The 26,874-nt window shown below is 67.0% G+C and carries 27 protein-coding genes and 1 tRNA gene; 12 read left to right on the plus strand and 16 right to left on the minus strand.

The genetic code is table 11. The features are described 5' to 3' along the window. Positions 1 to 66 precede the first annotated feature (66 nt). Both KZ686_RS05620 and KZ686_RS05625 read right to left on the minus strand, forming a co-directional pair. Complete coding sequence (locus tag KZ686_RS05620) at positions 67 to 1,386, minus strand: CmpA/NrtA family ABC transporter substrate-binding protein (protein WP_265633204.1); 1,320 nt, start codon at positions 1,384 to 1,386, stop codon at positions 67 to 69. Positions 1,387 to 1,419: 33 nt separating this feature from the next. After that, positions 1,420 to 2,118, minus strand: coding sequence for an ANTAR domain-containing response regulator (locus tag KZ686_RS05625; protein ID WP_223819843.1), 699 nt, complete (start codon positions 2,116 to 2,118; stop codon positions 1,420 to 1,422). A 304-nt stretch (positions 2,119 to 2,422) separates the two neighbouring features. Here KZ686_RS05625 and KZ686_RS05630 point away from each other — a divergent pair, with 304 nt between their 5' ends. Next, a complete protein-coding gene (locus KZ686_RS05630; RefSeq protein ID WP_150084682.1) occupies positions 2,423 to 3,127 on the plus strand; it encodes a fumarylacetoacetate hydrolase family protein in 705 nt (234 codons plus the stop codon). Positions 3,128 to 3,131: 4 nt separating this feature from the next. After that, positions 3,132 to 3,779 (plus strand): maleylacetoacetate isomerase, encoded by a 648-nt coding sequence (gene maiA, locus KZ686_RS05635; RefSeq protein ID WP_149320100.1) that lies wholly within the window; start codon positions 3,132 to 3,134, stop codon positions 3,777 to 3,779. A gap of 94 nt (positions 3,780 to 3,873) precedes the next feature. On the opposite strand, the gene ftsY is transcribed toward maiA, so the two are convergent. Then, positions 3,874 to 5,094 carry a signal recognition particle-docking protein FtsY gene (ftsY, locus tag KZ686_RS05640; RefSeq protein ID WP_407648536.1) on the minus strand — a complete coding sequence of 407 codons (1,221 nt, stop codon included), beginning with the start codon at positions 5,092 to 5,094 and terminating at the stop codon, positions 3,874 to 3,876. Here ftsY and KZ686_RS05645 point away from each other — a divergent pair. The 8 genes from KZ686_RS05645 (at position 5,081) to KZ686_RS05680 (ending at position 13,466) form a co-directional block, all read left to right on the plus strand. After that, positions 5,081 to 5,389, plus strand: a complete 309-nt coding sequence (locus KZ686_RS05645; RefSeq protein ID WP_187829325.1) for a hypothetical protein — start codon at positions 5,081 to 5,083, stop codon at positions 5,387 to 5,389. The genes ftsY and KZ686_RS05645 overlap by 14 nt on opposite strands. A 188-nt stretch (positions 5,390 to 5,577) precedes the next feature. Next, entirely contained in the window at positions 5,578 to 6,963 is a 1,386-nt protein-coding gene (locus KZ686_RS05650) for a M16 family metallopeptidase (protein ID WP_265633205.1), read from the plus strand. A gap of 18 nt (positions 6,964 to 6,981) precedes the next feature. Then, the gene (locus KZ686_RS05655) at positions 6,982 to 8,367 is read left to right on the plus strand and encodes a M16 family metallopeptidase (protein ID WP_149320102.1); all 1,386 of its coding nucleotides are present in this window, start codon (positions 6,982 to 6,984) and stop codon (positions 8,365 to 8,367) included. A 141-nt stretch (positions 8,368 to 8,508) separates the two neighbouring features. Next, the gene (gene rsmD / locus KZ686_RS05660; RefSeq protein ID WP_265633206.1) at positions 8,509 to 9,168 is read left to right on the plus strand and encodes a 16S rRNA (guanine(966)-N(2))-methyltransferase RsmD; all 660 of its coding nucleotides are present in this window, start codon (positions 8,509 to 8,511) and stop codon (positions 9,166 to 9,168) included. A 210-nt stretch (positions 9,169 to 9,378) separates the two neighbouring features. Beyond that, a complete protein-coding gene (coaD, locus tag KZ686_RS05665) occupies positions 9,379 to 9,864 on the plus strand; it encodes a pantetheine-phosphate adenylyltransferase (RefSeq protein WP_006576803.1) in 486 nt (161 codons plus the stop codon). Between the two features lie 195 nt (positions 9,865 to 10,059). Continuing rightward, the gene (locus KZ686_RS05670) at positions 10,060 to 10,320 is read left to right on the plus strand and encodes a YfhL family 4Fe-4S dicluster ferredoxin (RefSeq protein ID WP_149320103.1); all 261 of its coding nucleotides are present in this window, start codon (positions 10,060 to 10,062) and stop codon (positions 10,318 to 10,320) included. A 244-nt stretch (positions 10,321 to 10,564) separates the two neighbouring features. Continuing rightward, complete coding sequence (locus KZ686_RS05675) at positions 10,565 to 11,767, plus strand: hypothetical protein (RefSeq protein WP_265633207.1); 1,203 nt, start codon at positions 10,565 to 10,567, stop codon at positions 11,765 to 11,767. Between the two features lie 451 nt (positions 11,768 to 12,218). Then, a complete protein-coding gene (locus KZ686_RS05680; protein ID WP_265633208.1) occupies positions 12,219 to 13,466 on the plus strand; it encodes a hypothetical protein in 1,248 nt (415 codons plus the stop codon). 60 nt (positions 13,467 to 13,526) lie between these two features. Here KZ686_RS05680 and pth read toward each other — a convergent pair whose 3' ends face one another. From pth to KZ686_RS05715, 7 genes are all read right to left on the minus strand, one after another. Then, positions 13,527 to 14,117, minus strand: a complete 591-nt coding sequence (gene pth, locus KZ686_RS05685) for an aminoacyl-tRNA hydrolase (protein ID WP_149320106.1) — start codon at positions 14,115 to 14,117, stop codon at positions 13,527 to 13,529. Positions 14,118 to 14,273: 156 nt separating this feature from the next. Next, positions 14,274 to 14,885 carry a 50S ribosomal protein L25/general stress protein Ctc gene (locus KZ686_RS05690; protein ID WP_053821027.1) on the minus strand — a complete coding sequence of 204 codons (612 nt, stop codon included), beginning with the start codon at positions 14,883 to 14,885 and terminating at the stop codon, positions 14,274 to 14,276. 147 nt (positions 14,886 to 15,032) lie between these two features. Further along, positions 15,033 to 15,986, minus strand: a complete 954-nt coding sequence (locus KZ686_RS05695) for a ribose-phosphate pyrophosphokinase (RefSeq protein ID WP_149320107.1) — start codon at positions 15,984 to 15,986, stop codon at positions 15,033 to 15,035. A 79-nt stretch (positions 15,987 to 16,065) separates the two neighbouring features. Continuing rightward, a tRNA-Gln gene (locus KZ686_RS05700) sits at positions 16,066 to 16,142 on the minus strand. Positions 16,143 to 16,199: 57 nt separating this feature from the next. Beyond that, on the minus strand, positions 16,200 to 17,072 hold the full coding sequence (gene ispE / locus KZ686_RS05705) for a 4-(cytidine 5'-diphospho)-2-C-methyl-D-erythritol kinase (RefSeq protein WP_149320108.1): 873 nt from the start codon (positions 17,070 to 17,072) through the stop codon (positions 16,200 to 16,202). 7 nt (positions 17,073 to 17,079) lie between these two features. Further along, a complete protein-coding gene (lolB, locus tag KZ686_RS05710) occupies positions 17,080 to 17,688 on the minus strand; it encodes a lipoprotein insertase outer membrane protein LolB (RefSeq protein ID WP_226108592.1) in 609 nt (202 codons plus the stop codon). 133 nt (positions 17,689 to 17,821) lie between these two features. Then, a complete protein-coding gene (locus KZ686_RS05715) occupies positions 17,822 to 19,783 on the minus strand; it encodes a tetratricopeptide repeat protein (protein ID WP_265633209.1) in 1,962 nt (653 codons plus the stop codon). 135 nt (positions 19,784 to 19,918) lie between these two features. Here KZ686_RS05715 and mutM point away from each other — a divergent pair, with 135 nt between their 5' ends. Both mutM and mutY read left to right on the plus strand, forming a co-directional pair. Then, entirely contained in the window at positions 19,919 to 20,824 is a 906-nt protein-coding gene (mutM, locus tag KZ686_RS05720) for a bifunctional DNA-formamidopyrimidine glycosylase/DNA-(apurinic or apyrimidinic site) lyase (RefSeq protein ID WP_265633210.1), read from the plus strand. A gap of 57 nt (positions 20,825 to 20,881) precedes the next feature. Further along, positions 20,882 to 22,156 carry an A/G-specific adenine glycosylase gene (gene mutY / locus KZ686_RS05725; protein ID WP_265633211.1) on the plus strand — a complete coding sequence of 425 codons (1,275 nt, stop codon included), beginning with the start codon at positions 20,882 to 20,884 and terminating at the stop codon, positions 22,154 to 22,156. Positions 22,157 to 22,234: 78 nt separating this feature from the next. Here the strand turns inward: mutY and KZ686_RS05730 are convergent, their stop codons facing one another. The 6 genes from KZ686_RS05730 to hpf all read right to left on the minus strand — a co-directional run bounded on the left by KZ686_RS05730 (position 22,235) and on the right by hpf (position 26,849). Further along, complete coding sequence (locus KZ686_RS05730; protein ID WP_150084691.1) at positions 22,235 to 22,888, minus strand: LON peptidase substrate-binding domain-containing protein; 654 nt, start codon at positions 22,886 to 22,888, stop codon at positions 22,235 to 22,237. Positions 22,889 to 22,973: 85 nt separating this feature from the next. After that, positions 22,974 to 23,855, minus strand: a complete 882-nt coding sequence (rapZ, locus tag KZ686_RS05735) for an RNase adapter RapZ (protein ID WP_149320113.1) — start codon at positions 23,853 to 23,855, stop codon at positions 22,974 to 22,976. A gap of 247 nt (positions 23,856 to 24,102) precedes the next feature. Then, entirely contained in the window at positions 24,103 to 24,393 is a 291-nt protein-coding gene (locus KZ686_RS05740; RefSeq protein WP_149320114.1) for a PsiF family protein, read from the minus strand. Between the two features lie 199 nt (positions 24,394 to 24,592). Then, a complete protein-coding gene (gene hprK / locus KZ686_RS05745; RefSeq protein WP_006576781.1) occupies positions 24,593 to 25,564 on the minus strand; it encodes an HPr(Ser) kinase/phosphatase in 972 nt (323 codons plus the stop codon). Between the two features lie 73 nt (positions 25,565 to 25,637). Then, positions 25,638 to 26,093: a PTS IIA-like nitrogen regulatory protein PtsN gene (ptsN, locus tag KZ686_RS05750; RefSeq protein ID WP_149320115.1), complete on the minus strand. Its 456-nt coding sequence runs from the start codon at positions 26,091 to 26,093 to the stop codon at positions 25,638 to 25,640. A gap of 402 nt (positions 26,094 to 26,495) precedes the next feature. Next, positions 26,496 to 26,849 (minus strand): ribosome hibernation-promoting factor, HPF/YfiA family, encoded by a 354-nt coding sequence (gene hpf / locus KZ686_RS05755; RefSeq protein ID WP_149320116.1) that lies wholly within the window; start codon positions 26,847 to 26,849, stop codon positions 26,496 to 26,498. Positions 26,850 to 26,874: the final 25 nt, after the last annotated feature.

The raw sequence follows: 26,874 nt of genomic DNA on the forward strand, positions 1-26,874 counted from the left end.
TCGGCCGATGATAGCGCGATACGCGCAGGCGGCTGCAGGCGGCGTGCAGGCGGCGCGCGGGTGCCCTCATGCCTGGATCGCGAAGCCGTCGGCATAGGCCTTCGGGTCCCGGCTGGCGTCCCACACCACGCCGTCCATCAGCTTCGCCGTGCGGAAGTCGCTGGCGGGCAGCGGCACCTGCGCGGCCGCGGCGGCCTGCCGGTAGACATCGATCCGGTTGACCTTGCGTGCCACCGCCAGATAGTCCGGGTGTTCCTTCAGCAGCCCCCAGCGCTTGTGCTGCGTCAGGAACCACATGCCGTCGGACAGGTAGGGATAGTTCGCCTCGCCGTCCCGATGGAACTGCATCGCATGGGCGTCGTCCCAGGTCCTGCCCAGGCCGTTGGCATAGCGGCCCAGCATGCGGTCGAGGATCAGGTCCATGTCGCTGTCGACATAGGACGGCGCGGCGATGGTCTCCGCGGTCCGGCGCCGGTTCGACGCCGACGCGTCGATGAAGCGCGAGGCCTCCAGCACCGCCGCCACCATCGCCCGCGCGGTGTTCGGATACTTCTGCACGAACTCGGCGGTGGTGGCCAGCGTCTTCTCCGGATGGTCGCGCCAGATGCCCTGCGTGGTCTCGGCGGTGAAGCCGATGCGATCCGCGATCGCGCGCGCGTGCCACGGCTCGCCGGCGCAGAAGCCGTCCATATGGCCGACCCGCATAGTGGCCACCATCTGCGGCGGCGGCACGGTGATCGTGCGTGCCTCCCGCAGCGGATCGATGCCGTTGGCCGCCAGCCAGTAGTACAGCCACATCGCATGCGTGCCGGTGGGGAAGGTCTGCGCGAAGGTGTACTGGCGCGGCTCGCGCGTCATGTAGGCACGCAGGCTGGCGCCGTCCCTGACGCCCTTGTCGGCCAGCTTCGCCGACAGCGAGATCGCCTGTCCGTTGTGGTTCAGGTTCATCAGCACCGCCATGTCCTTCCTCGGCCCGCCGATGCCCAGCTGCACGCCGTAGACGAGGCCGTACAGCACGTGCGCGGCATCGAGCTCGCCGTTGACCAGCTTGTCGCGCACGCCGGCCCACGAGGCCTCGCGGGTCGGCGTGATGCGGATGCCGTGCTTGCGGTCCAGCCCGAGCGCGGCGGCCATCACCACCGAGGCGCAATCGGTCAGCGGGATGAAGCCGATGCGGACCTCGGGCTTCTCGGGCGCATCCGAGCCGGCCGCCCAGGCACCGGCGCGCACCATCGGATCGACCAGCGTCATCACGCTGGCGCCCGCGGCGGTGGTCGGTGCGCGGCGACGGCGCTGACTGGCGGGCGGCGCGTCGGCGCCGTGGCGCACGGCGTCGGCAGCGAGGGCCGGGCGCCCGGGTTTGTCGGGACTGGGGCGAGAGGGCATGCAGGCTCCTGAAGAAAAGCGGCCACGGGCGTCCTAGCCCATCACGTCGATCACGCGCTGGGCGGCGTCGACCAGCTTGAGGCCGCGCTCCATCGCCATCGTGCGCAGGCGCTTGTAGGCTTCGTCCTCGCTGAGGCCGCGCGCCTGCATCAGCAGGCCCTTGGCGCGCTCGACCAGCTTGCGCTCGGTCAGCTTCAGCCGGGTCGCGTCGAGCTCCGCGCGCAGCGCCTGGTCGAGCTGGAAGCGCGCGTAGGCGACGTCGAGCACGGTCTTGACGCGCTCGGCGCGCAGGCCGTCGACGATATAGGCGGTGATGCCGGCCGTCAGCGCGGACTTGATGCGCTCGGCGTCGTCGTTGTCGGTAAACAGCACGATCGGGCGCGGCGCATGCTGGGTCGATACGCAGACGTGCTCGACCGTATCGCGCGCGGCCGACTCCGACGCGATGATGATCAGGTCCGGCTGCCGCGTGGCGATGGCGTCGGGCAGTGCCAGGTCCGCGTCCACCGTCTCGACCTCGCTGAAGCCGGCCGCCGCCAGCCCCGCGCGGATCGTGTCGACGTTCAGCGGATCCGCGTCGAGCGGATCGCGCACCAGCAGGATGCGCAGCGGCCGCCCGGCCGTAGTGGGCACGGCCGCTGCCGAGGCCGGCGGTGCGGCCGAAGGAGCAGCCGATGATGCGGCCGACGATACGGAACGCACGGGCGGGGGAGGGGACGGGCGGCGATTCATGGTTCGGTCAGGCGGTGGCCGACGTTCGGTGGCCGGCTGGTTCGCCGGCTTTCTGTGGCCGCTTCGGCGGCCGATGTCTGCTCCTTGCTTCATGCAAGAATCACGCCGGGTTTTGGGGCGTAGCCTTGCCCCGCGATGGGGCGGCCGGTGTATGCTGATGCCCTGCCGCGAGGCCCAGGGCGCCCCCGACGCGACCCGCAGGCCTTGGCCGCGCACCCTCGCGGGCAGGTCCCGCGCCGCGCTCGCCGCGCCGACCGGACCGCCCTCCGAAACCCATTCCAGAATCCATCCAGTGGAGAGATGCATGACCGAGGAGTTCGTATTCCAACCCCCCGCGCCCACCGGCGTGCCGGTGCGCGGCAGCAGCGCGCGTTTCCCGGTGCGGCGGGTCTACTGCGTCGGGCGCAACTACGCCGCCCACGCGCGCGAGATGGGATCGGACCCGGACCGCGAACCGCCGTTCTTCTTCTGCAAGCCCAGCGATGCGGTCAGCCCGGTGGCCGACGGCGCCGAGGGCACGTTCCCGTATCCGCCGGGCTCGAACAACGTCCACTATGAAGTCGAGCTGGTGGTCGCGATCGGCAAGGGCGGCCGCGACATCCCGGTCGAGCAGGCCGCCTCGCACGTGTTCGGCTATGCGGTGGGCCTGGACATGACGCGCCGCGACCTGCAGAACGAATCGAAGAAGACCGGCCGCCCCTGGGAGACCGGCAAGGCGTTCGACCATTCGGCGCCGATCGGCCCGATCGTGCCGGTGCAGGCCATCGGCCATCCCGAGCGCGGCGCGGTGACGCTGGCAGTCAACGGCGCGGAGAAGCAGCGCGGCGACCTGTCGGACCTGATCTGGTCGGTGCCGGAGATGGTGTCGTATCTGTCGAAGCTGTTCGAGCTGCAGCCGGGCGACCTGATCTATAGCGGCACCCCCGAGGGCGTGGGCCCGGTGGTCAAGGGCGATCGCATGCAATGCGCGATCGAAGGCGTCGGCGAACTGTCGGTCAAGGTGGTCTGAAGCAATGCTCAAGCTCTACAGCTATTTCCGCAGTTCGGCGGCGTTCCGCGTGCGCATCGCGCTGGCGCTCAAGGGCCTGCCCTTCGAATACGTGCCGGTGCATCTGCTCAAGGATGGCGGCCAGCAGCTGAGCGAGCAGTACCGCGCGCTGAACGCCAATGCGCTGGTGCCGACGCTGCTCGACGACGACCACGCGCTGTCGCAGTCGATGGCGATCGTCGAATATCTCGACGAGACCCATCCCGAGCCGGCGCTGCTGCCCGGCACGGCGCTGGACCGCGCCTACGTGCGCGCGCTGGCGCAGTCGATCGCCTGCGAGATCCACCCGCTGAACAACCTGCGCGTGCTCAAGTACCTGAAGCACACGCTCGGCGTCAGCGAGGAAGCCAAGGACGCCTGGTATCGCCACTGGATCGAGATCGGCTTCGACGGCCTCGAGGCCACGTTGACGCGCGAGGGCAAGGCCGGCCGCTTCTGCTTCGGCGATACGCCGACGCTGGCCGATATCTGCCTGGTGCCGCAGGTCTTCAACGCGCAGCGATTCCAGGTCGGTCTGGAACCCTATCCGACCATCGTGCGGATCTTCGACGCCTGCATGGAGCTGCCGGCGTTCCAGCAGGCAGCGCCGAAGGCGCAGCCAGACGCGGAGTAGCCGACGCCAGCAAGCGAAGGGCCGTCAATGAAGAACGGGCGCCGCTGTTTCCCAGCGGCGCCCGTTTTTATTTGCCGTCGCGCTCGACGCGCGATCAATCGCCGAGCAGGGCCCGCGCGAACTCGTCGGCCTTGAACGGCTGCAGGTCCTCGACCTTTTCGCCGACGCCGATGAAGTAGACCGGCACCGGACGCTGGCGCGCGATCGCGGCCAGGATGCCGCCCTTGGCGGTGCCGTCGAGCTTGGTCACGATCAGGCCGGTCAGCTGCAGCGCATCGTCGAAGGCCTTCACCTGCGCCAGCGCGTTCTGGCCGGTGTTGGCATCGATCACCAGCAGCGCTTCGTGCGGCGCGGTGGGCATCGCCTTGCCGATCACGCGCTTGACCTTCTTCAGCTCTTCCATCAGATGCAGCTGCGTCGGCAGGCGGCCGGCGGTGTCGGCCATCACGATATCGACGCGGCGCGCGCGGGCCGCATTGACGGCGTCGAAGATCACCGCGGCCGGGTCGCCGCTCTCCTGCGAGACCACGGTGACGTTGTTGCGCTCGCCCCAGATCGTCAGCTGCTCGCGCGCCGCCGCGCGGAACGTGTCGCCCGCGGCCAGCAGCACCGACTGGCCGTAGTGCTGGAAGTGCTTGCACAGCTTGCCGATGCTGGTCGTCTTGCCGGCGCCGTTGACGCCCGCGATCATCATCACCATCGGCTGCTCGCGGCCGAGCTCCATGGTCTTTTCGAGCGGACGCAGCAGTTCGGTCAGCAGATCGCGCAGCGCGACCCGCACGCCCTCGGCGGTGTCGATGCGCTCGCTCTTGATGCGGCGGCGCAGTTCGCCGAGCAGGTATTCGGTGGCCTCGACGCCGGCATCGGCCATCAGGAGCGCCGTCTCCAATTCCTCGAACAGCGCCTCGTCGACCTTGACGCCGACGAACAGCGTGCTGATGCCGCGGCTGGTCTTCGACAGGCCGGTGCGCAGCCGCTGCATCCAGCCGCGCTTGGCTTCCTCGCTCGGCGGCGGCACCGGGACCAGCACCATCTCGCCGTCATCGTCGCCATCGTCGCTCTCCGTGGCGACGGGCACGGGCACGGACAGCGGCGCGGCCTGGGGCTGCGTGGCCGGGACGGGCTCGGGCGCGAGGTTGCGTGCCGGTTGTGCCGGTTGTTGTGCGGGTTGTGGTGTCGGCTGCGGTGCGGCCTGTGGTGCGGCCTGTGGCTGGGGCCGTGGTTCGGGTTGTGGCTCCGGCTCAGGCTCTCGCTGCGGCTCCGCCTGCGGAGCGGCTTCCGCCGCCGGCCGCGAGGAACGCGTGAACCAGGACAGTGGAGACAGTCGGGACGGTGCGGGCTTGGCTTCGGCGGCCGCCGGGGTGGTCTCGATCGTCGTGCCGATCGATGCGGACGGGGCCGCCGTTTCCGGCTGCGGCGGTGCGGCGCTGACCGGCGGCGCTTCGGCGGCCGGTGCCTGCGCCGCCGGGGCCGATGGTGCCTCGGTCGGCGCCTCGGTGGGCGCGCCGGTGGGCTCGGCCTTGCGCTTCTTCCAGAAACTAAACATTGGGAAAGGGGTCCATACCCCGGTAGAATCAATCGGCAAAATTCTAGCAGACGGGGTCGCATGAACCATCGCGCAGGGTCGACCGCGGCGTCGACGTGGCAGGGCGCAATGCCCGCCCATCAGCATGTCACCAGAGGCGCCGATCGGCGCCGGCATTCCGCTTCGCCATCCTCTCCGCCATCGTGGCGGCCTGATTCCCGGTCCCTTCCGGCCCGTCTGGCCTCGCTTGCGCTGCTCGCCGCTGCCGCCTGGATGCCGCTTGCACATGCGCAGGGCGTGGCGGTCGATGCGCCGCCAGCCCCCGGCGCGGCGGTACAGGCGGCGGTGCCCGACGGCGGCACCACCGAATTCAAGCTCGCCAACGGCATGCGCGTGATCGTCAAGGAAGACCACCGCGCGCCCACGGTCGCCCATCAGGTCTGGTATCGCGTCGGCGGCATCGACGAGGTCAGCGGTACCACGGGCGTCGCCCACATGCTCGAACACATGATGTTCAAGGGCACGCCCAAGGTCGGACCGGGCGAGTTCTCGCGGCAGATCGCCGCGCTCGGCGGCCGCGAGAACGCAATGACCAACCGCGACTTCACCATGTACTTCCAGCAGATCGCCAAGCAGCATCTGCCGCGGATGATGGAGCTCGAAGCGGACCGCATGGCGAACCTGGTGATCCGCGCCGAGGACTTCGAACGCGAGATGAAGGTCGTGATGGAAGAGCGCCGGCTGCGCACCGACGACTCGCCGCGCGGCACCGTCTACGAACAGCTGCTGGCCACGGTCTACACCAGCGCGGGTTATCGCCATCCGGTGATCGGCTGGATGAACGATCTGGTCAATATGCGCGTCGACGATGTCAGCGCCTGGTATCGCGAGTGGTACGTGCCCAACAACGCGATCCTGGTGGTCGCGGGCGACGTCAATCCGGCCGAGGGGCGCGCGCTGGCCGAGCGCACCTACGGCAGGCTCAAGCCGCGTCCGCTGCCGGTACGCAAGCCGCAGATCGAGCCGCCGCAGAAGGGCGTCAAGCGGATCTGGGTCAAGGCACCCGCGGAGAATCCCTATCTGGTGCTGGCCTACAAGGTGCCGCGCCTGCGCGACGTCGAGAAGGACATCGATCCGTATGCGCTCGAGGTGCTGGCCGCCGTGCTCAACGGCTACGACAATGCGCGGCTGACGCGCGATCTGGTTCGCACGCAGCGGCTGGCAGACGATGTCAATGTCGGCTATGACGGCATCAATCGTGGCGAGTCGCTGTTCGTGCTCGACGGCACGCCCGCCAACGGCCATACCACCGACGAGATCGAGCGCGCCCTGCGGCAGCAGATCGAGCGGATCGCGCGCGAGGGCGTGTCCGACGAAGAGCTGCGGCGCGTCAAGGCGCAGGTCGTGGCCGGCCAGATCTACAAGCGCGATTCGGTGTTCGGGCAGGGCATGGAGATCGGCGTCGCGGAGATCGCCGGCATCTCGTGGCAGCAGCTGGACCGCATTCTCGAGCGGATCAAGCAGGTCACGCCGGAGCAGGTCAAGACGGTGGCGGGCAAGTACTTCAGCGACGACAACCTGACCGTGGCAACGCTGCTGCCGCAGCCGATCGATCCCAACCAGCCCAAGCCCCAGGCCCCGTCCGGCCTGCGCCACTGAGGACCGCCGATGTTCGCCATGGATTCGCTCTCGTTTTCCCGTCCCTCGGCGCGGCTGCGCCGGGCGCTGGCGGTGGCCGCCGGCCTGCTGGCCGGCCTGGGCGCCGCCACCGCGCAGGCCGCCATTCCGATCGAACACTGGACCGCGTCGACCGGCGCCCGCGTCTATTTCGTGCGCAGCCCGTCGATTCCGATGCTCGACATCAATGTCGATTTCGACGCCGGCAGCCGCTATGACCCGCCGGGCAAGGCCGGGCTCGCAACGCTGACGGCCGCGCTGCTCGACAAGGGCACCGGCGCGGTGGAAGGCCAGCCGGCGCGCGACGAGGCGCAGATCGCCGACGCCTTCGCCGATACCGGTGCCAGCTTCGGCGGCGCGGCCGGCGGCGACCGCGGCGGCATCGGCCTGCGGACGCTGACCTCGAACCCCGAACTGACGCAGTCGGTGACGCTGGCCGCGCAGCTGATCAAGGCGCCGACCTTCCCCGAGGCCGTGGTCGCCCGCGAGAAGGAGCGGATGATCGCTGCCATCCGCGAGGGCGATACGCGTCCGGGCGTGATCGCCGACAAGCTGCTGTCCAAGGCCATCTACCCGAACCATCCCTACGGCATGTCGGCGACCGCGGAGTCGGTCGCCTCGGTCACGCGCGCCGACCTGGAGCGCTTCTGGCGCGCCAATTACGCGGCCTCGCGCGCGGTGGTCACGCTGATCGGCGCGATCGACCGCCGCCAGGCCGAGCAGATCGCCGAGCTGCTGACGCGCGGGCTGCCCAACGGCGCCGCACCGCCGGCGATGCCGCCGGTCAAGATGGACATCGGCGCCAGCGTGCAGCGCGTTCCGCATCCGGCCCAGCAGGCCACCGTGGTGCTGGGCCAGCCCGCCATCGCGCGCGGCGATCCCGACTATTTCGCGCTGCTGGTCGGCAACTATGTGCTCGGCGGCGGCGGCTTCAGCTCCCGGCTGACCGAGGAGGTGCGCGAGAAGCGCGGGCTGACCTACGGCGTCGACAGCTATTTCGCCCCGTCCAAGCAGCCGGGACCGTTCGGCATCGGCCTGCAGACCAGCAAGGCGCAGACCGACGAGGCCCTGGCGCTGGTGCGGCAGGTGCTCAAGCGCTTCGTCGAGGAAGGGCCGACCGAGGCCGAGCTGAAGGCGGCCAAGGACAATCTGATCAACGGCTTCCCGCTGCGGATCGACAGCAATCGCAAGCTGCTGACCAATGTCGCCAATATCGGCTGGTACGGGCTGCCGCTGGACTACCTCGATACCTGGACCGCGCAGATCGCCAAGGTCGATCGCCAGCACGTCAGGCAGGCCTTCCAGCGCCATGTGCGCCCCGACGCGATGGCGACTGTAATCGTCGGCGGGCCTGCCGGCGGCGCGCCGACGGCGGCCGCCCGCTGAGCCCGGGCCAGCGAAGCATCGCGCGAGCGCCGATTCGTCGCCCCTTCGTGGGCTGGACTCGGTGCGCTGGCGCGCATAGCGTTCCGGCGCCGCCTGCGCGCCGGCGCCAGCCGCCCGCCCGCCAGGCTCTACAATCACGGAATGAGTCCGCGTTCCCCCTCTCCGCAGCCCGCCGCCGGCGGGCGCACCCAGACCGCCCCCCGTGGGCGCGTTCCCTCGTTCTCCTCCCGTCAGACCCCGGCGCAGGTGCGCATCATCGGGGGCCGCTGGAAGCGCACCCCGCTGCCGGTGCTCGATGCGGAAGGCCTGCGGCCTACGCCGGACCGCGTCCGCGAGACGCTGTTCAACTGGCTGGGCCAGGACCTCAGCGGCCAGCGCTGCCTGGATCTGTTCGCCGGCTCGGGCGCGCTGGGCTTCGAGGCCGCCTCGCGCGGCGCCGCCCATGTGGCGATGGTCGAGGCCAATCCGCGCGTGGTGCGTCAGCTGCGCGAGAACCAGGACCGGCTCGGCGCCGAGCAGATCCAGATCCTCCAGGGTGATGCCTTCGCCATCGCGGCGCAGATGCCGGCCGCCAGCTTCGATGTGGTCTTTCTCGATCCGCCGTTCGCAGAAGACTGGATCGGACCGGCGCTGGCCCATGCCGAGCGGCTGACCCATGCGGCGGGGCTGGTCTATGTCGAATCGGAAAACCCCCTGAACGGCGCCGATGCGCCGGTGCCCGCATCGCTGGAAATCGTGCGCCACGCGCGTGCCGGCGCAGTCCATTTCCACCTGCTGCGCCATCGCGGCGCGGCCGACTGAATCCGGCCGCTGGCGCTTCGCGCGCCGGTGCGCGATGATCGCCCAGGGCCCTCGCGCCCGCTCCCCGCGGCGGCTTTCAAGCCGCGCATTTAGGGGTACACTACGCCGCTGTCGCCAACGCTCGCCTGGCGGCATCGGCGCAAGCCGGCTGCAAAGCCGGTGCCGGTGCGGCTTGCCGATTCACGGCAGCGGGCAGAACAAGGAGGAAGCATGGTCGTCGCGGTCTATCCCGGCACGTTCGATCCATTGACCCGGGGACACGAGGATCTGGTGCGCAGGGCGTCCAATATCTTCGATGAGCTGGTGGTCGGAGTCGCCCATAGTCCCAACAAGCGCCCCTTCTTTTCGCTGGAGGAGCGCATCGGCATCGCCAAGGAAGTGCTGGGCCACTATCCGAACGTGCGCGTCGACGGCTTTTCCGGCCTGCTGAAGGACTTCGTGCGCAAGAACAATGCGCGCGTGATCGTGCGCGGCCTGCGCGCCGTGTCGGACTTCGAGTACGAGTTCCAGATGGCCGGCATGAACCGCTATCTGCTGCCGGACGTCGAAACGATGTTCCTGACCCCGTCCGACCAATACCAGTTCATCTCCGGCACCTTCGTGCGCGAGATCGCGGTGCTGGGCGGCGACGTCAGCAAGTTCGTTTTCCCCTCCGTCGAGCGCTGGCTCAAGGAAAAGATCGGCAAGGGCGACTGAGCCCTCGATCGGCCGCCGCCTGCCGTCCGCCGTCCGCCGCCGCGGGTCGGCGCCAAGGCCAGGGCCGGCTCGGCGGGCCGGCCCGAAAACGCCTAGAATACGGGGTTCGGAAACCGTCAGGACGCGGCCAGTCGGGCGCGGGCGGACTCCGGCGGCGTATCGCGCGGCGATGGCCGGATAGCAGAAGGAACCACCATGGCGCTGATCATCACCGACGATTGCATCAATTGCGACGTTTGTGAGCCCGAGTGCCCGAACGAAGCCATTTCGATGGGGCCGGAAATCTACGAGATCGACCCCAACAAATGCACCGAATGCGTCGGCCACTTCGACGAGCCGCAATGCCAGCAGGTGTGCCCGGTCGCGTGCATTCCGCGCGACCCGAACCGGGTCGAGACCCATGAGGTGCTGATGCAGCGCTACCGGCTGCTGACCGCCGCCAAGCACGCCGCCTGAGGCGGCCCCGCCACGCGCCGGGACTCTACTGGCCCACTGCATCACGACTGCAGCAAAAACCCCGGCATCGACGATGGCGGGGTTTTTTTCTTTGTCGATCCTCCTTTCGGTTGCCTAGGCCGCACAAGGCTGTATTTCTCGCGTCGGCCGCAATCAAAAGTTGTCGAACACCAATCCTTTGTTAAGCGCAGGCGCCTGTCACTATGCAAATGTGCATGGCATTCCTACAGCTCGGGAGAGCGCCATGCCGCAAGTCTGCACCGAGGGTTATCCAAGCCCGGCGTTGCCGGGTACCAGCACCTATGAAATGGCGTCGTTCGGCCGGTCCGAGGGCCAGCTTGGGGTGGGTGGGTCGGCCATCGCCTTGCGTGACAATTCGCATGGCGTCATGGCGGTTCTGACGAAGGCTTTTTTGCGGACGGAGGGCACGCGACGCACACCGGAAGGCGAAAACAAGCATATCGCTGCGTTGCCGAAAGTGGCTACCGACAGGATCGTCACTTATCTTGCCGATCCCTTCGAACGGGCGACGCTTGCTATGACGTGCCGCCTTCTTCATCAGCAACTCAAACCTTATTGGCCAGAGTTTCAGTTGTTCCGGGACTTGATTGCGAGCAAGAAGAGCCTGGATTTCCGGTCGCAGTCGCCATGCATGAAGGACGTATCGCTTCTGCTGAACTTCTTCACCGGATACCGATGGAATCGTTGGCGTGCGAGGACGATATTCGAGGAGACCTTCAGGCGGCTCGGGAAAATGTACCCTCGTATCCCGGAACGGGTGTTCCACGAGGTCTGGCCGTTGTTCCACAAACTGTCGGAGAGCGCCAAGCTAGAGGTTCTACACACCGTGTTCCAACATGCTATGGCCCGTTCCCCATATTGGGCCATCACGGTATTGACCGAATTTGCATGCCGCGTACCTTGCGAAGGTGTAGGAGCAGACTTCCACGACACGCTGCTTCGCCTCGCAACGCCGCTACTGCTCAACGCCGAGCCGCTGCTTGGCGCGATCGCACAGGCGCAGCGGCTAGGTGGCGATACGAGGATACATGATCAGGCGAGATGGAAACGTATCCTCGAGTTGATCCCGCCCTCGACGTCCATCAAATCCGCCGCCGTGCTTGGTTTGGCTGTTACTGCTGTCGTTATTCAACGACGCTGGGAAAAACATGGCAAGGATCCCAAATATGGTTTCCCAGCCATAGAGATGATGCGGAATCGCTTTAATGGATTTCCTTCTGGTGTTGCGATTAGCGAATCCACAATCCCTATATACGCCCCGGATGAGAAGGAAATAGATAACCGGCGCCTATTGCGATACATGGCAAGTCCGCGGTACGCGACAGAACGGACGAGGAGGCAGCGCCGGCACCAGGAGATTGTCGGCACCATGTATTCGCGTAACGTTGTTCCGTGGTGCGAGACCGCCGGCGGTGGTGGCTCTTAAGACCAAAGAAAGCGTTCCAACGGCGTCGTAGCTAAACAAATGCCGGATAGAAGTCCAGGTTCGACAGGTGCTCGTCGCGCTTGGCAGACTCAGGAGGAGACGATCCATGGGAAGCGTGTGCGGCCATGTTACCTATGTGAGTTGGGTTGCCCACCGGCGCGGAATTTTGCCGGGAGAGCGGCAGGTTGCCGTGGCCAATACGGGTTTATATTGGGGCTGGAGCAGCATTGCCCTATGCAGGGTCGGTGCATTTGTAGAGTCCATCACGACCTTCTTCCGCGCAAATCCAACCTCAGCGCTCCTTACTACCCGATTTACCGCTGAGGGGGCCAGACATACCGTTTCGCAAGCCGGAGTTGCGCTCGGCAGCGTCGCATCATTGGCCGAAATGATCATAACGTCCGTTGTATTTGGAAGGCACGCTCACAGACATCAGCGCACTGGGCAGCAGATGGACGACAACGGGGACAGGCATCAAGCGTTTGCAAACTACATTCGAGGCCAGAAATCCGAAGCCCAGAGTGGAAAGCTAAAAGATGGACTTGCAAACGAAGGCATAGCGTTCGGTCCCGAAGTTCCCCCTGCATATTCTCGAGACGGCAGCACTTCTGTCGCACAGTCTTCAACACACGGCAAGGTCGATGGAAAGCCGATGCCTGAGTTGGCGCTAAGCTACCTTGAGTATGAAGCTGCGCAAATAGGCCATCGCGATGCCACAAATACCTTGAAGCACTCCTCCGTCATGTTCGCGCGCGACGGCATCTTGCAGGGTGGTGGCGTTGGCTGCAACTTGGCGTTGCTATGGGATGGCTTGAAGGTCAGCGAGCTATTGCACCTTGCGGCAGTGCCGATCAACGCTACAGCGACCGCCATTTGCGGGTTTGCATTTAGCCTCGGTTGCGGCGCACTCCATATCGTTGCGGGCGCACTGCGTTGGCATGACGGCCTGAGAAAGCTGGCGGCGGCGAGCCGCGCCTTGGAAGCAATCGAAGACGCCAAAGAAGGACTCAAGGAGGCAAAAGGCAGCCAGCAAGCCGAACTCGCGGATGCCGGCCGGCTTGCAGAGTCTTTGCTTACGCATGCCGAGCGCAACGAAGCTAAGGCCCAGGACGACGCCAAAAACCAAATCCGCGTGGGTAAGTGGCGGATCACCTATGGCGCTGCGGCGATGGCGGTCGGCGGGATTTCCCTGGCCCTGTTCCTGGTAGTGGGCGGAGTGTCGACCGGCGGTATTCTGTTCGGCATCATCGGTGGCCTGGCATTGGCGGGTTGGACGCTTTATGCCGGAATTCGCAATCGCAATTCTGCCAAATCCATCCAGGCCGCGATCGATAAGGCCAACAATAACGCTGTTGCATCGGGGGCGGGCGCGCCGAGCGACAACGAGTTGCCACCGCTTGATGAGATCATCGACCGAACAGTCCAACTGCTCGACAGGGCCGACGGATCTGATGCCGAGGCGCGACGGCTGATCAAGCACACCCTGAAACAGATTGGCTTGACCCGCGAAGATCTTTGGCCGCTGCGCTTTTGCTCTCCTGATCCGGCTGTCAGAGGCCCCGTTGTCGAGGAATTGAAGATAAAAATTCGCAATCTCGTGGATGGCGATGGTGCCCGCTGCGCCGCAGAAATTAGGGCGACTCCCCGCACCGAGACAAAGCTGACCGCGGAAGCAGCGCCGGTCACAGTAATAGTGTGAACCGCGCTACGGCACGCCGCAGAGGGACGCCGCGGCGGCTCGGCGCAGGCCAGCAAAGCATCATTTGGCCGAATGCAACTGCATCATCGCGCGTTCGGCCTCGCCCTTGGCGAGCAGCGACACGGGCGCAATACTGCGGTCGATCGCCTCGTCGATCGCCTGCTGCTCCTCGCGGCGCGGGGGCTTGAGCACGAAGTTGACGACGTCCTCGCGATCGCCCGCACCGCCGGCGTTGCGCGGATGCCCCACGCCGATGCGCAGGCGCCAGTAATCCGGCGTCGACAGATGCGCGGAGATGTCCTTCAGGCCGTTGTGCCCGCCCGAGCCACCGCCGCGCTTGAGCTTGACCGCGCCGGCCGGCAAATCCATCTCGTCATGCGCGACCAGGATCTCGTCGGGCAGGATCTTGTAGAAGCGAGCGAGCGACACCACGGCCAGGCCGGAGCGGTTCATGAAGGTCGACGGCTTCAGCAGCCAGATATCCTGATCCCACAGGCGCGCGCGCGCCGCCAGCCCATGGAAGCGGCCTTCCACGCGTGGCGTGGCACCGCCCATGCGGGCCAGCTGGTCGATCAGCCAGAAGCCGGCATTGTGCCGGGTGGCTTCGTATTCCGCCCCGGGATTACCGAGGCCGACGATGAGCTTGATCATGGTGCAAACGGGTTCGGTGACGGACACGCACGGCATCCGGGACGCGGCGCAGCAGGAAAGCATACGCGAAAAAAAACCGCCGGACGAACCGGCGGTCTTTGTGGCGGCGCCTGTCGATACGACAGTGCCGCCGGGTCAGCCAAGGGCTGGCGCCGATCAGGCAGCCGGCGTCTCGCCTTCGCCTTCGCTGGCCGCTTCCGACACGCCGCCGGCCGGCAGGGCGATGCTCGCCACGGCAGGGTTGTCGTCGCCGTGCGTGATCGGGGTCACGCCCTTCGGCAGCTTCAGGTCCGACAGGTGAACGGTCTGGCCCAGTTCGACGGCGCCCATGTCCACTTCGATGAATTCCGGCAGGTCGCCCGGCAGGCACGACACTTCCAGTTCATTCAGGATGTGGTTGATGATGCCGTGGCCCAGCTTCACGCCAGGAGCGGTTTCCTGGTTCATGAAGTGCAGCGGCACCTTGACGTGGATCTTCTCGGTGGCCGACACGCGCTGGAAGTCGACGTGCAGCACCAGCGGCTTGAACGGGTGCATCTGGAAGGCGCGCAGCAGGGCCTTCTCGGTCGTGCCGCCCACTTCCAGGTCGAGGATCGACGAGTGGAAGGCTTCCTTCTTCAGCGCGTGGAACAGCGCGTTGTGATCGAGCTCGATCATCTTCGGTTCGGCGGTGCCGCCGTAGATGATGCCGGGGGTCTTGCCGGCGTTGCGCAGGCGGCGGCTCGCACCCGTTCCCTGTACGCTACGCTCGAAAGCGATGACTTTCATTGTGGACTCCAAAAAGTAAGAGGGCTGCCCGCGACCAGACAGCCCGATGAACCGGCGCCAGGTACGGTGACCGGGCGCCTCTGCGTCGCATCGCCGCTTGCGGACAAGCCGGCGGACGCGACAAAGCCTTGAATTCTAACAGGAAGCTCAGGAATCGGCGAACAGCGACATGATCGAGTCGCCCTTGACGATCCGGGTGAACGTCTCGGCCAGCAGCGAGGCGGTCGACAGCTGGCGGATCTTGCCGGTCTGGCGGGCGTCGTCGCGCAGCGGAATGGTGTCGCAGACGACCACTTCGTCCAGCGCCGAGTCCGCGATGCGGGCGGCCGCGCCGCCGGACAGCACCGGGTGGGTACAGTAGGCGAACACCTTTTGTGCCCCGCGTTCCTTCAGCACCTGGGCCGCCTTGCACAGCGTGCCGCCGGTGTCGATCATGTCGTCCATGATCACGCAGTTGCGGCCGTCGACCTCACCGATGATGTTCATCACCTCGGCCACATTGGCCTTGGGACGGCGCTTGTCGATGATGGCCAGGTCGCAGTTCAGCTGCTTGGCCAGTGCGCGGGCGCGCACCACGCCGCCCACGTCGGGCGAGACCACCAGCAGATCGCCGTAGTTCTTTTCGCGCAGATCGCCCAGCAGCACCGGCGAGGCGTAGATGTTGTCGACCGGGATATCGAAGAAGCCCTGGATCTGGTCGGCGTGCAGGTCCATCGTCAGCACGCGCTCGACACCGGCCACTTCCAGCATGTTGGCAACCACCTTGGCCGAGATCGCGACGCGCGCCGAGCGCGGGCGGCGGTCCTGGCGGGCATAGCCGAAGTAGGGCATGGCGGCGGTGATGCTGCGTGCCGAGGCGCGCTTGAGCGCGTCGACCATCACCATCAGTTCCATCAGGTTGTCGTTGGTCGGCTGGCAGGTGGACTGCAGCACGATCACGTGCTTGCCGCGGACATTTTCCTGAATTTCGACCTGGACTTCGCCATCGGAGAATCGGCCCACCAGCGCCTTGCCCAACGGAATGCCGAGGTGCTGCACGACAGCCTCCGCGAGTTTGGGGTTGGCGTTGCCGGTGAATACCATCAAGCCGTCGCTACTCATGAGGGGCACCTGTCTTGCTGCTGGGGGAGGGTCGCCGGCGCTGCCGGCGACGGATTCTGCAGATCTGCGAGGAATGTAATGGCAGGGGAGGAAGGATTCGAACCCTCGAATGCCGGAATCAAAATCCGGTGCCTTAACCGACTTGGCGACTCCCCTACACAACCGGGACCGTTCTTCGTTGCGCCGACTGCCACAACGCCGAACGAAAACTTGCTATGCGAACGCTGCGAGCGGATGGCGCGACAAACTTCTCACGCATCTGCCATCCCATTCGGATGGCAACCGGTCGAGCACCTGTTGCGCAGTTTGCTCGTCACGATAACGTGCAAACACACAGGCACCGGAACCGGTCATCCTCGCCTCCGGACTGAATTGTTTCAGCCAGGCAAGGGCTCGGGCAACTTCGCCGAACTTCGCTGTCGCTATCGCTTCCAGATCGTTGCGACCGAAACCGAATTTGTTTGTGCAAGCAGCGAAGTCCGCAATTATGGAGATGGGCGTATCCCTTGTCAAGCGTTCGTCGGAAAAAATTGCTGCGGTCGGCACATGCTGGCGTGGATGGATGACCACGAACCAGCTGTCCGGCAGGTCGACGGCGGTCAGCTCCTCGCCGATCCCCTGCGCGAAGGCGTTCTGGCCGAACACGAAGAAGGGCACGTCGGCGCCCAGGCCCAGGCCGATCCGCATCAATTGCTCGCGCCCCAGGCCCAGGCCCCACAGCCGGTTCAGCGCCAGCAGCGTGGTGGCGGCGTCCGAGGAGCCGCCGCCGATGCCGCCGCCCATCGGCAGCGCCTTGTCCAGCGCGATCTCGACGCCGTACCGGGTTCCCGTGGCGGTCTGCAGCGCCCTGGCCGCGCGCACCACCAGGTCGCTGTCGGCCGGCACGCCGGGTACGTCGGTCACGCGCAGTACCGCGCCGTCGTCGCGGCGTTCGAAATGCAGCGTGTCGCTCCAGTCGATCAGCTGGAACACCGTCTGCAGCGTGTGATAGCCGTCGGGGCGGCGCCCGGTCACATGCAGGAACAGGTTCAGCTTGGCCGGGGCGGGGCAGTCGCGCAGTTGCGCGGGGGGCAAGGGGGCCGACATCGGGCGATCAATGCGAAGCCGGGGCGTCGATCACCAGCTTGACCGACATCGGTCCGCCGGCGCCGTCGCGCGCCAGGTCGATCCGGCGCGGCAGCGTTTCGGCGCCGTTCGGCGCGGCCTGCCAGGCCGCGTAGCGCACGGTCCAGCCGTTTTGCGACAGCGTCTCGAGCCGGCCCTGGGCGTCGCGCGTGGCGCTGGCCGGGGCACCGGGTGCCGGCCGGGCGCGCAGCCAGTCGCGCATGCCGGCCACCGGCAGCGCGAAGCCGAGGCTCTGCTCCAGCAGCGCATCGACCTGGGGCGCGTTGCGCGGCGGTTCGTTGGGCAGGTCGAGCGTCGCGCCCGAGGGCGTCGCCGTGACCACCGCCAGCGTCTGGCCCAGCGGCGAAATCAGGTCCAGCCGCACGTTCTCGCCCTGCTCGCGCCAGTGGAAGCTGCCCTGCACGCCTTCGTCACGCCCATAGCGGACGTAGTTGGCGGCAAAGCGCCCGGTCAATTCGCTGGCGCGGGCGCCGGCGGCGGCATCGAACTGGCGCGACGGCGTGACGCTGGCACAGGCGGCGAGCCACAGCGGCGCGGACAGGCAAAGCAGGGTCAGGGTACGGCGGGATCGGTCCATGCGGAAAACGCAGATCGGTACCGGGTCACGGCGCGCGCGTTGGCGCGGACCGTGCCGGCGATGAATGTCGATGGAGGGCGATGAATCTCGATGAAGGCACAGCCTGCCGGGTACGGGCGGCACGCCGGCGACGCTACTGCGCCAATCGCACGTTGTAGCGCCGCAGCGTTTCGACCAGCGTCTCATTGTTCGGGTCCAGCTTGACGCCTTCCTCCCAGGTCTTGCGGGCCTCGTCGCGCTCGCCGAGCTGCCACAGCACCTCGCCCAGATGCGCGGCGATCTCGGCCTCGGGCGCCTTGGCGTAGGCGTCGCGCAGCAGCTTGGCGGCCGGTTGCAACTGCCCCAGGCGGAATTTGACCCAGCCCAGGCTGTCCATGATGTACGGATCGTCGGGGCCCAGCTCGGTCGCCTTCTCCAGCAGCTTCAGCGCTTCCTGCAGGCGGATGTTGCGATCGGCCAGCGAATAGCCCAGCGCGTTGTAGCCCTGCTTCTGGTCCGGCTGCATCGCGATGAACTGGCGCAGCCGGCGTTCCATGCTGTCGTAGCGCTTCTCGCGCTCGTCGAGCATCGCCAGCTCGTACAGCCATTCGGCATTCCTGGGCTCGGCCTTGACGCGTTCGTCCAGTACCTTGCGGGCGCGGTCGTAGGCCTTGACTTCCATCAGCATGCCGACCTCGGCCTGGCGTACCGCCATCATCCGCTGCGCGCGCTGGTCGGGATCGGGGATGTCCTCGGCATCGGCCAGCATGTCGCCGAAGATCGCCTGCGCATCGTCGAGCCGGCCCATGCGGCCCAGCATCTGCGCGCGCTTGACCGATGCCGCCCCCACCATGCGCTGGTCCTCGATCCGGTCCAGCCACTGCACCGCGCCCGCGTAGTCCTTGCGCTCCTCGGCGATCTGCGCGAGGTATTGGTACGCGACGTCGGGGTTGGAACTCGGGGCCTTTTCGGCCAGCCGCAGATATTCGTGCAGATAGCGCTCGGCCTCGTCGTAGCGGCGCGCCTGCAGCCCGGTCAGACCCAGCGCCAGCGGCACGCGCGGATCGTCGGGCGCGACCTTGCGCAGCGCCTCGAACTCGCGCCGGGCCGCGTCCATCTCGTTGCGCTGCAGATAGACGCGCGCCAGCGTGATGCGGCCGTTCACCGAGGCCGGCGCCTTGTCGAGGAAGCGCTTCAGGCCGGCGATCGCCTGTTCGGGCGAGTTGTCGGCGCGCAGCTCGGCCGCCATCAGCGCCGCGGCTTCGTAGTCGGGACGCAGGCGCTGCGCTTCGTCGAGCTCGGCCAGCGCGCCCGGCACGTCGCCGGCGGTTTCCTTGGCCCGTGCCAGCGCGAGCCGCGTCTCGGCCGACTGCATGTCGTTGGCGACCAGCCGCTGCAGCAGCGCCGCCGCGCCGGCCGGATCGCTGGTGCGTGACAGTTGCTGCTGCAATTGCAGGATGGCCTCGGGCCGATGGCTCGGCGGCACGCCGTTCAACTGCAGCGACAGCAGCGGTTCGGCTTCTTCCCAGCGTGCGTTGAGCACCAGCAAGGTCGACAGCACCTGGCGCGCGGCCGGCGAAGTCGGGGCCAGGTCGGTCCACAGGCGGGCGCCGTCGAGGGCCTGCTGCGGGACGCGCGCATTGAAGGCGATTTCGGTGGCGCGCTGCGCGAAGCGTGGGTCGCGGGTCGAGCGGGCCAGTTCCACGTAGGTGCGATAGGCCGGGCCCGTCAGGCCGCGCTGCATCGAGATCTCGGCGGCCAGCACGCGGTACATGATGTCGGCCGTCAGCGGCAGCTCCGGCAGCGGCATCTTCGGCGGCAGCGGCGTCGCCGGGGTCGGCTCGAGCTCGCCGTCGCTGCCCAGCGTGAACATCGGCCGGCCGGTTTCGGCGCCGTCGGACTTCGCCTCCGCGCGTGCGGCATCGGCCTGGGCCGACCGGGCATTGCGCGCACTGGCGCAGCCGGTCAGCGCGCCGGCGCCGACCAGGGCCGCCACCAGCAGCGGCAGCAGGCGCCGGCCCGGTGCCGCGCGGCGCGCGGCGGTCTGCGCGGGCGGCTCGTCAAGCGGTACGTGGGAAGGGAGCAGAGCGGAGATGCGGTCCAGGCGGTCCGGCATGGGTGGGACTCCGGCACGCGTGGTGCCATATGACAAGTTAGGGCCATTGTAACGTGCCGCTACAATGCCCGGCTGCGGTGCACCATGGCTGGCATGGCGTCTGCCGCTTGGAGTCGTGCGCAAAGGAGAGGTTCGATGCCGGAATTGCCCGAGGTCGAGGTGACCCGACGGGGACTGCTGCCACATCTGGAGGGCAGCCGCATCGCCGGGGTGGCGGTGCGCCATCGCGGCCTGCGCTGGCCGGTGCCCGAGGAACTGGAGGCCTGCCTGCCGGGGCGGGTCATCCGGCGTGTCGAGCGGCGCGGCAAATATCTGCTGCTTGAGTGCGTGCGCGAGGCGGAGGTGGTGGCCGACGGCGTTGCTGGTGGCGTGACCGGGAGCGTGGCTGATGGCGATGACGCCGGCTGGCTGCTGATCCACCTCGGCATGACCGGCACGCTGCGCGTCTGGCACGAGCCGCCCGCGCCGGGCACGCACGACCATATCGACCTGCTTCTGCGCGATGCGGCCGGCCGCCCGCTGACGCTGCGTTTCCGCGACCCGCGCCGCTTTGGCGCGGTGCTGTGGACCACGCTGCCAGAGGCGCTGCTGCCCACCCATCCGTTGCTGCGCAATCTCGGCATCGAGCCGTTCGACCCGGCCTTCGACGGCGACTGGCTGTATCGCCATACGCGCGGGCGCAGCGCGGCGATCAAGACGGTGCTGCTGTCGGGCGATATCGTGGTCGGCGTCGGCAACATCTATTGCTCGGAGAGCCTGTTCCGCGCCGGCATCCGGCCGACCACCGCCGCGGGCCGGCTGTCGCGTGCGCGTTGCGAACGGCTCGCCGCCGCGGTGCGCGAGACGCTGGCGCTGGCGATCGAGCGCGGCGGCAGCACGCTGCGCGATTTCGTCGGCAGCGACGGCGCCAGCGGCTATTTCCAGCTCGACTGCCTGGTCTACGATCGCACCGGCAAGCCCTGCCGGCACTGCGCCACGCCGATCCGGCAGATCGTGCAGGGGCAGCGCTCGACCTTCTATTGCCCGCAATGCCAGCGCTGAGCGGAGCGACACGCCGCGCCTGACTCGAAAAACACCGCCGACCCTCGCTACTTATCGATGCCTCGCCGCTCTACCACTCGATCCACCATTCGCGCCACCACGGATTCCGCTGCCGATCCCGCCGCCGCCGAGGTGCCGTCCGCCGAGGTGCCGTCCGATTTTGGCGCCCGGGTCGTGCAATGGCAGCGCCGGCACGGGCGCCACGACCTGCCCTGGCAGAACACGCGCGATCCCTACCGGATCTGGCTGTCGGAGATCATGCTGCAGCAGACCCAGGTCAGCGCGGTGATCGACTACTACCAGCGCTTTCTGGCGCGGCTGCCGACCGTGCAGGCGCTCGCCGAGGCGCCGGCCGACGAGGTGATGGCGCTGTGGGCCGGGCTGGGCTACTACTCGCGGGCGCGCAATCTGCACCGCTGCGCGAAGCTGGTGGTCGAGCAGTACGGCGGCCGGTTTCCCGGCGATCCGGCCCTGCTGGCGGAGCTGCCCGGCATCGGCCGCTCGACCGCGGCGGCGATCGCGGCGTTCAGCGCGGGCGTGCGTGCGCCGATTCTCGACGGCAACGTCAAGCGGGTCTTCGCGCGCTGCTTCGGCGTGCACGGCCATCCCGGGGAGAAGGCGATCGAGAACAGGATGTGGGCGATGGCCGAGGCCGCGCTGCCCGCGCCGGGCCCGCGCCAGTCCGAGGACATGGTGGCCTACACGCAGGGGCTGATGGATCTGGGCGCGACCGTCTGCTCGCGCGGCAAGCCCGCCTGTCTCGAAGACGCGGCGCGCTGTCCGCTGTCGGACCTGTGCGTCGCGCGGCGAGAGGGGCTGACCGCGGTGCTGCCGACGCCGAAGGCGCGTGCGCCGATACCGGAGCGCAGCACGGTGATGGTGGTATTGCGGCATGGCCGCGAGGTGCTGCTGCGGCTGCGCGCGGACAGCGGCATCTGGGGCGGATTGTGGAGCCTGCCGGAGCTGCCCGTGCCGGCGCTGCCGTTCGATGCCGAACAGGCCGAGGACGATGCGCTTGCCTTCGGGCGGGCCTTCGGCACGCCGGCGCGCGCCGCGATGGTTGCCGAGATGACGCACGTTTTCACCCACTTCCGGCTGCTGATCCGCGCGGTGCGGGTCGACATGGCGGCATTGGGGTTGCGCGATGGAAGCGGTGTTGGCGGTGTTGGCGGTGTGGTCGGTGTGGTCGGTGTGGGGCCGGGCGATGCAAGCGATGCGGGCGCGGCGGCGGAGCAATGGCGCTGGCTGTCGCTGGACCGGCTCGGTGAGCTGGGCATGCCGGCACCAGTGCGCAAGCTGCTGGCCGGCGAGGGACTGCCGCAATTGTTCTGAAGCAAGGAGTGGTACTGGTCGGCGCCTGCCTGCAGCGGGGCGCACGGGCTCGCACCGGCCGCTGGGGGCGGCCGCGCGCTACAGCATGTGGTGCTGGCGCATGAAGCGATGCACGATCTCGATCCGCATGCCGGCGTCGGGCAGCGCCATCAGCATCTGCCTGGCCTTCATCGGCACCGGCAGCAGTTCGCATAGCCGGTTGGCGACCCAGCTCGGGTCTTCCCACTGCATCGGTTCGGCGAATGGCAGCTTGTGCGGCGGCGCATGCAGCGAGGCCACGATGCGGCGCAGTGCCGCCAGGCATTCACCCAGCAATTCCAGCTTGCAGTCGATCACGTCGTCGGGCAGCAGCTCGGCGCGCGCGACCAGCAGGCCGTCGTCGCGGGTATGGTGCTCGAGCACGCGGAAGCGCTGCCTGCCGCGCGTCTCGATCAGCAGCACGCCCAGCTGCTCCATATTGCAGTCGACGATTTCGGCCAGGCAACCGACCGCTTCCGGCACCGTGGCGCTGCCTTCCTGCGCGACCTCGGGGCCGCTGGCGATCAGGCAGACGCCGAACGCCGCGTTGTCGCGCAGGCAATTGCGGACCATGTCGACATAGCGGGGTTCGAATACGCGCAGCGGCAACCGGCCGCCGGGAAACAGCACGGTATGGAGGGGAAACAGCGGCAGGCTGTCGACTTCGACGTGGAGCGGTGCCGCGTGATTGGACGCTGGGGAACTGGAAGACATGCGATCCCGAGAAGACTTTCGCTCACGGGGCGAGGGCACGCAGGTGGCGCCGCCGCCGGGATCCACCGCCTTGGCGCTGCCCGGTTCAGCCTACCGGCACCAGCTCGCGGTGTCTGACCAGCACATTACCATGCGCGCGGAAGTAGTTGGCAAGTCTTTCCGCGATGTACACGGAGCGGTGCTGGCCGCCGGTGCAACCGATCGCGACCGTCAGATAGCTGCGGTTGTCCGCGACGAAGCTCGGCAGCCATTTCTCCACGTAGGCGCGAATGTCCTCGGCCATCGCCAGCACCATCGGCTGGCTCTGCAGGAAATCGATGACGGGCGCATCGCGTCCGGTCAGGGGCCGCAGTTGCAGGTCGTAATACGGATTGGGCAGCGAGCGCACGTCGAACACCATGTCGGCATCGCTCGGCACGCCGTGCTTGAAGCCGAACGACGTGAAGAGCAGCGTCAGCTCCAGATTGTCGTCGCGGATGAAATCCTTGATCCATGCGCGCAGCGTATTGGTGCGCACATTGCTGGTGTCGATGCGATGCGCCGATTCGGCCAGCGGGCTCAGCAGCTCGCGTTCCATCTCGATCGCTTCGACCAGCGGGGTCTCGTTCGGTACGGGCGCGCCGTCCGCCTCGCGCGCAGCCAGCCGCACCGACAGCGGATGGCGCCGCCGCGTTTCGGAATAGCGCTGCACCAGCGAATCGGTATTGGCGGTCAGGAAGACCACGCGGACCTCGTGATCGGCCGACAGGCTCCGCAGCGTCTCCGGCAGCCTGGCCAGCGATTCGCGGCTGCGGATATCGGTGGCGATACCCAGATGCGTGTAGCCCTCGGCCGCAAGGTAGCGGGCGAGTTCGGGGATGAACTGCGCGGGCAGGTTGTCGACGCAGTAGTAGCCTGCGTCTTCGAGCACGTTCAATGCAACCGATTTGCCGGAGCCGGAAATGCCGGTGATGAGGACGATGCGCATAACGCTTGAAGGATAGCATCGCGTGATGATTGCGTCATGACGGTCCGATGAAATCCGCGGCTCGTGAGGCGGCCATCGGCGGAAATGGCGGCGAAAGCGTGCGAAAGCCGCGCAATGGGTAGTGAGCCGGCAAAGAAAAAGGCGAACCGCCGTGTGCCGCGCGATTCGCCTTTATTTCTTTCCGACTCTTGTTTCGCCGTCTATTTCGCTTTCCGGCGCTCCGGAACAATGCCGGCTCGGTGTGCCGTCATGCGGACAGGCATTCCTTCATGAACGCCTTGCGTTCGTCGCCCTTCTTGCCGCTCGCCTGCGCATTGCACGCCTTCATCTTTTGCTGCTGCGAGTTGCCGGCGGTGGCGGGTTTGGCCGACAGGCATTCCTTCATGAAGGCCTTGCGCTCGTCGCCCGTCTTGCCGGCCGCCTGCGTGTTGCACGTCTTCATCTTGCTCTGCTGGCTGTTGCCGGAGGCGGTCTGGGCAAAGGCGCCCGTGGCGACCAGAGGGCACAGCAGCACGCAGGTTGCGATCAGTGTCTTCATGCTGAAATCTCCTGACTGAGGATCGGGTCGCCAAGCGCAGGATGCGCAACGGCGCAGGCTGGGCGTGATGCCCATTACAGCACAAAACGCTGAAAACCCCAATCAGGTTGACGCTGTCGGCGTGTCCGGCACGCCGATGCGTCAAGGCGCAGTTGCGGCGCGGCCCGGGCTGCCGAAGGAATCGGGCTCGGTCAGACGCTCAAAGCAGGCGGCCCTGGCCGCGCGACGCCGCATCGGCCTGCATCGCCGCACGCTGGCGGTCCATGAAATCGCGCAGCGTGTCGATGCCGCGCAGGCGCAGGATGGTATTGCGCACCGCCGCCTCCACCAGCACCGCAAGGTTGCGGCCGGCCGCCACCTGGATCTTCACCATATGGATCGGCAGGCCGAGCACGTCGAGATATTGCGAATCGAGCGGCAGCCGCTCGAATTCGCCGTCGTTGCGGCGAACCAGCTGGACCACGAGCTTGAGCTTCATCTTCCGGCGCACAGCGGTTTCGCCGAAGATCGTCTTGATGTCGAGCAGGCCCAGGCCGCGCACTTCCAGCAGGTTCTGCAGCAGCGGCGGGCAGCGGCCCTCGACGAAATCGGGGCCAAGACGCACGAAATCGACCGCATCGTCGGCGACCAGGCCGTGTCCGCGCGAGATCAATTCGAGGCCCAGCTCGCTCTTGCCAAGGCCCGATTCGCCCATGATCAGCACGCCCATGCCGAGGATATCGAGGAACACCCCGTGCATGGTCACGCGCGGCGCGGAAATGCGCGACAGATACAGCCGCAGGTGGTCGATGACCGCGGCCGAGGATACCGGCGTCGTGAACAGCGGCGTGGAAGAGCGCGTGCAGCGCAGTTCCAGGTCCGGCGGCGGCTCCATGCCGTCGGCCACCACCAGGAAGGGCGGCTCGAGCAGGATCAGCTCGCCCATCTGGCGCTTGCGCGTTTCGTCGTCGAGCCGCTGGTAGTAGGTGATCTCCGGCTTGCCGAGCACCTGGATCCGGTTCGGGTGAATCAGGTTCAAGTGGCCGACCAGGTCGGCCGCCGAGGTCGCCTCGCGTGCGAAGTCGAGATCGAAGGCGCGATCGGCGCCCTCCAGCCCGGCCACCCAGGACAATTTGAGGTCGGCTGCGTTGTCGTCGAAGATCGACTGGGAGGTAACGCCGGTGAGTTCCATGCGGGATGAGGCGGGGCGCTGGGGCGGTGGTGAATGCGGGTGGCGCGGCGGTGGGCCGCTTACGCCGAGAGGGTCAAGGATGCCATTGCACCAGCAACTGGTGAACCGCATCGGGCGTCGGCAAAGCGGCGAGGCCTTCACGCATATCGCGATCGGACAATAGCTGAGCGATTTCCGACAGGATTTCGAGATGCTGCTGCGTGGCCTGTTCGGGGACCAGCAGGAAGATCAACAGCGAAACGGGCTTGCCATCGGGCGATTCGAACGGAATCGGCTCGGCAAGCCGCATGAAGGCGGCCAGCGGCTGCTTCAGGCCCTTGATGCGGCCATGCGGAATGGCCACGCCGGCGCCAAGGCCGGTCGAGCCGAGCGATTCGCGGGCGAACAGATTGTCGGTCACCGTGGCGCGCGCCACGCCATGGTTGTTCTCGAACAGCAGCCCGGCCTGTTCGAACACGCGTTTTTTGCTGGTGACGCTGACGTCGAGCGAGATATTGCCGGGCGGCAGCAGTTTGGCCAAACGGTTCATTTGAAATGCGCGGAATTCCTGATACTGGCGCCGCCATGCGGTTTCTTGCCGGCGTGGGCCGGTCTGCCGTTGCTGGGCGGTGCGTTCGTTGCCGCCGCTTCCCGACTATCAGCGTGCGGCACATTATAGTGCAGGGGGGCTCCCTGCCGTCCGATGCCGATCGCCCCGAGCGGCATTGCGCAAGGAAACGGGGCGGGCATTCTCTATATGTATTGCACAGCATACACCGGGAAGCCGGCCAGACGGAACCCCATCCCGGTTTCATCCTATAGGTTGCACGGCGAGGCGGCACCGCGGCCTCGCTCGAACGTCCACGCGGGGCGCAAAAAAGCCGTGCTCCTGGCACGGCTTCTTTCCTCACTTCAAGGCCGGCCGGCGTTGTGGCCGAGCCGAATCTTCAAGCTACTGCTGGGCCTGACTGGCCACGAAGCTGTGGTACTTCAGCGATTCGCGGTCGTGGCTCTGCACCTTGTCCTTGTAGCGGATCACTTGCCGGTCCAGCTTGTCGACCAGCATGTCGATCGCCGCATAGAGATCTTCGTGGTGCGCCTCGACAAAGATGTCCTTGCCCTTCAGATGCACATTGATTTCCGCGCGTTGACGGCGATCCTTTTCCTTTTGATTGTCGACCGATAGCAGCACGCTGACGTCAATAACCTGATCGAAATGCCTGAGGATTCGCTCCAGTTTCGTTTCCACGTACTCACGCAGCGAAGGCGTGATGTCCAAGTGGTGTCCACTGATCTTGAAGTTCATAGCGCTTCTCCTTCTGAAAGAGCCG

It is taken from the genome of Cupriavidus cauae (assembly GCF_026210475.1).
Lineage (GTDB): Bacteria > Pseudomonadota > Gammaproteobacteria > Burkholderiales > Burkholderiaceae > Cupriavidus > Cupriavidus cauae.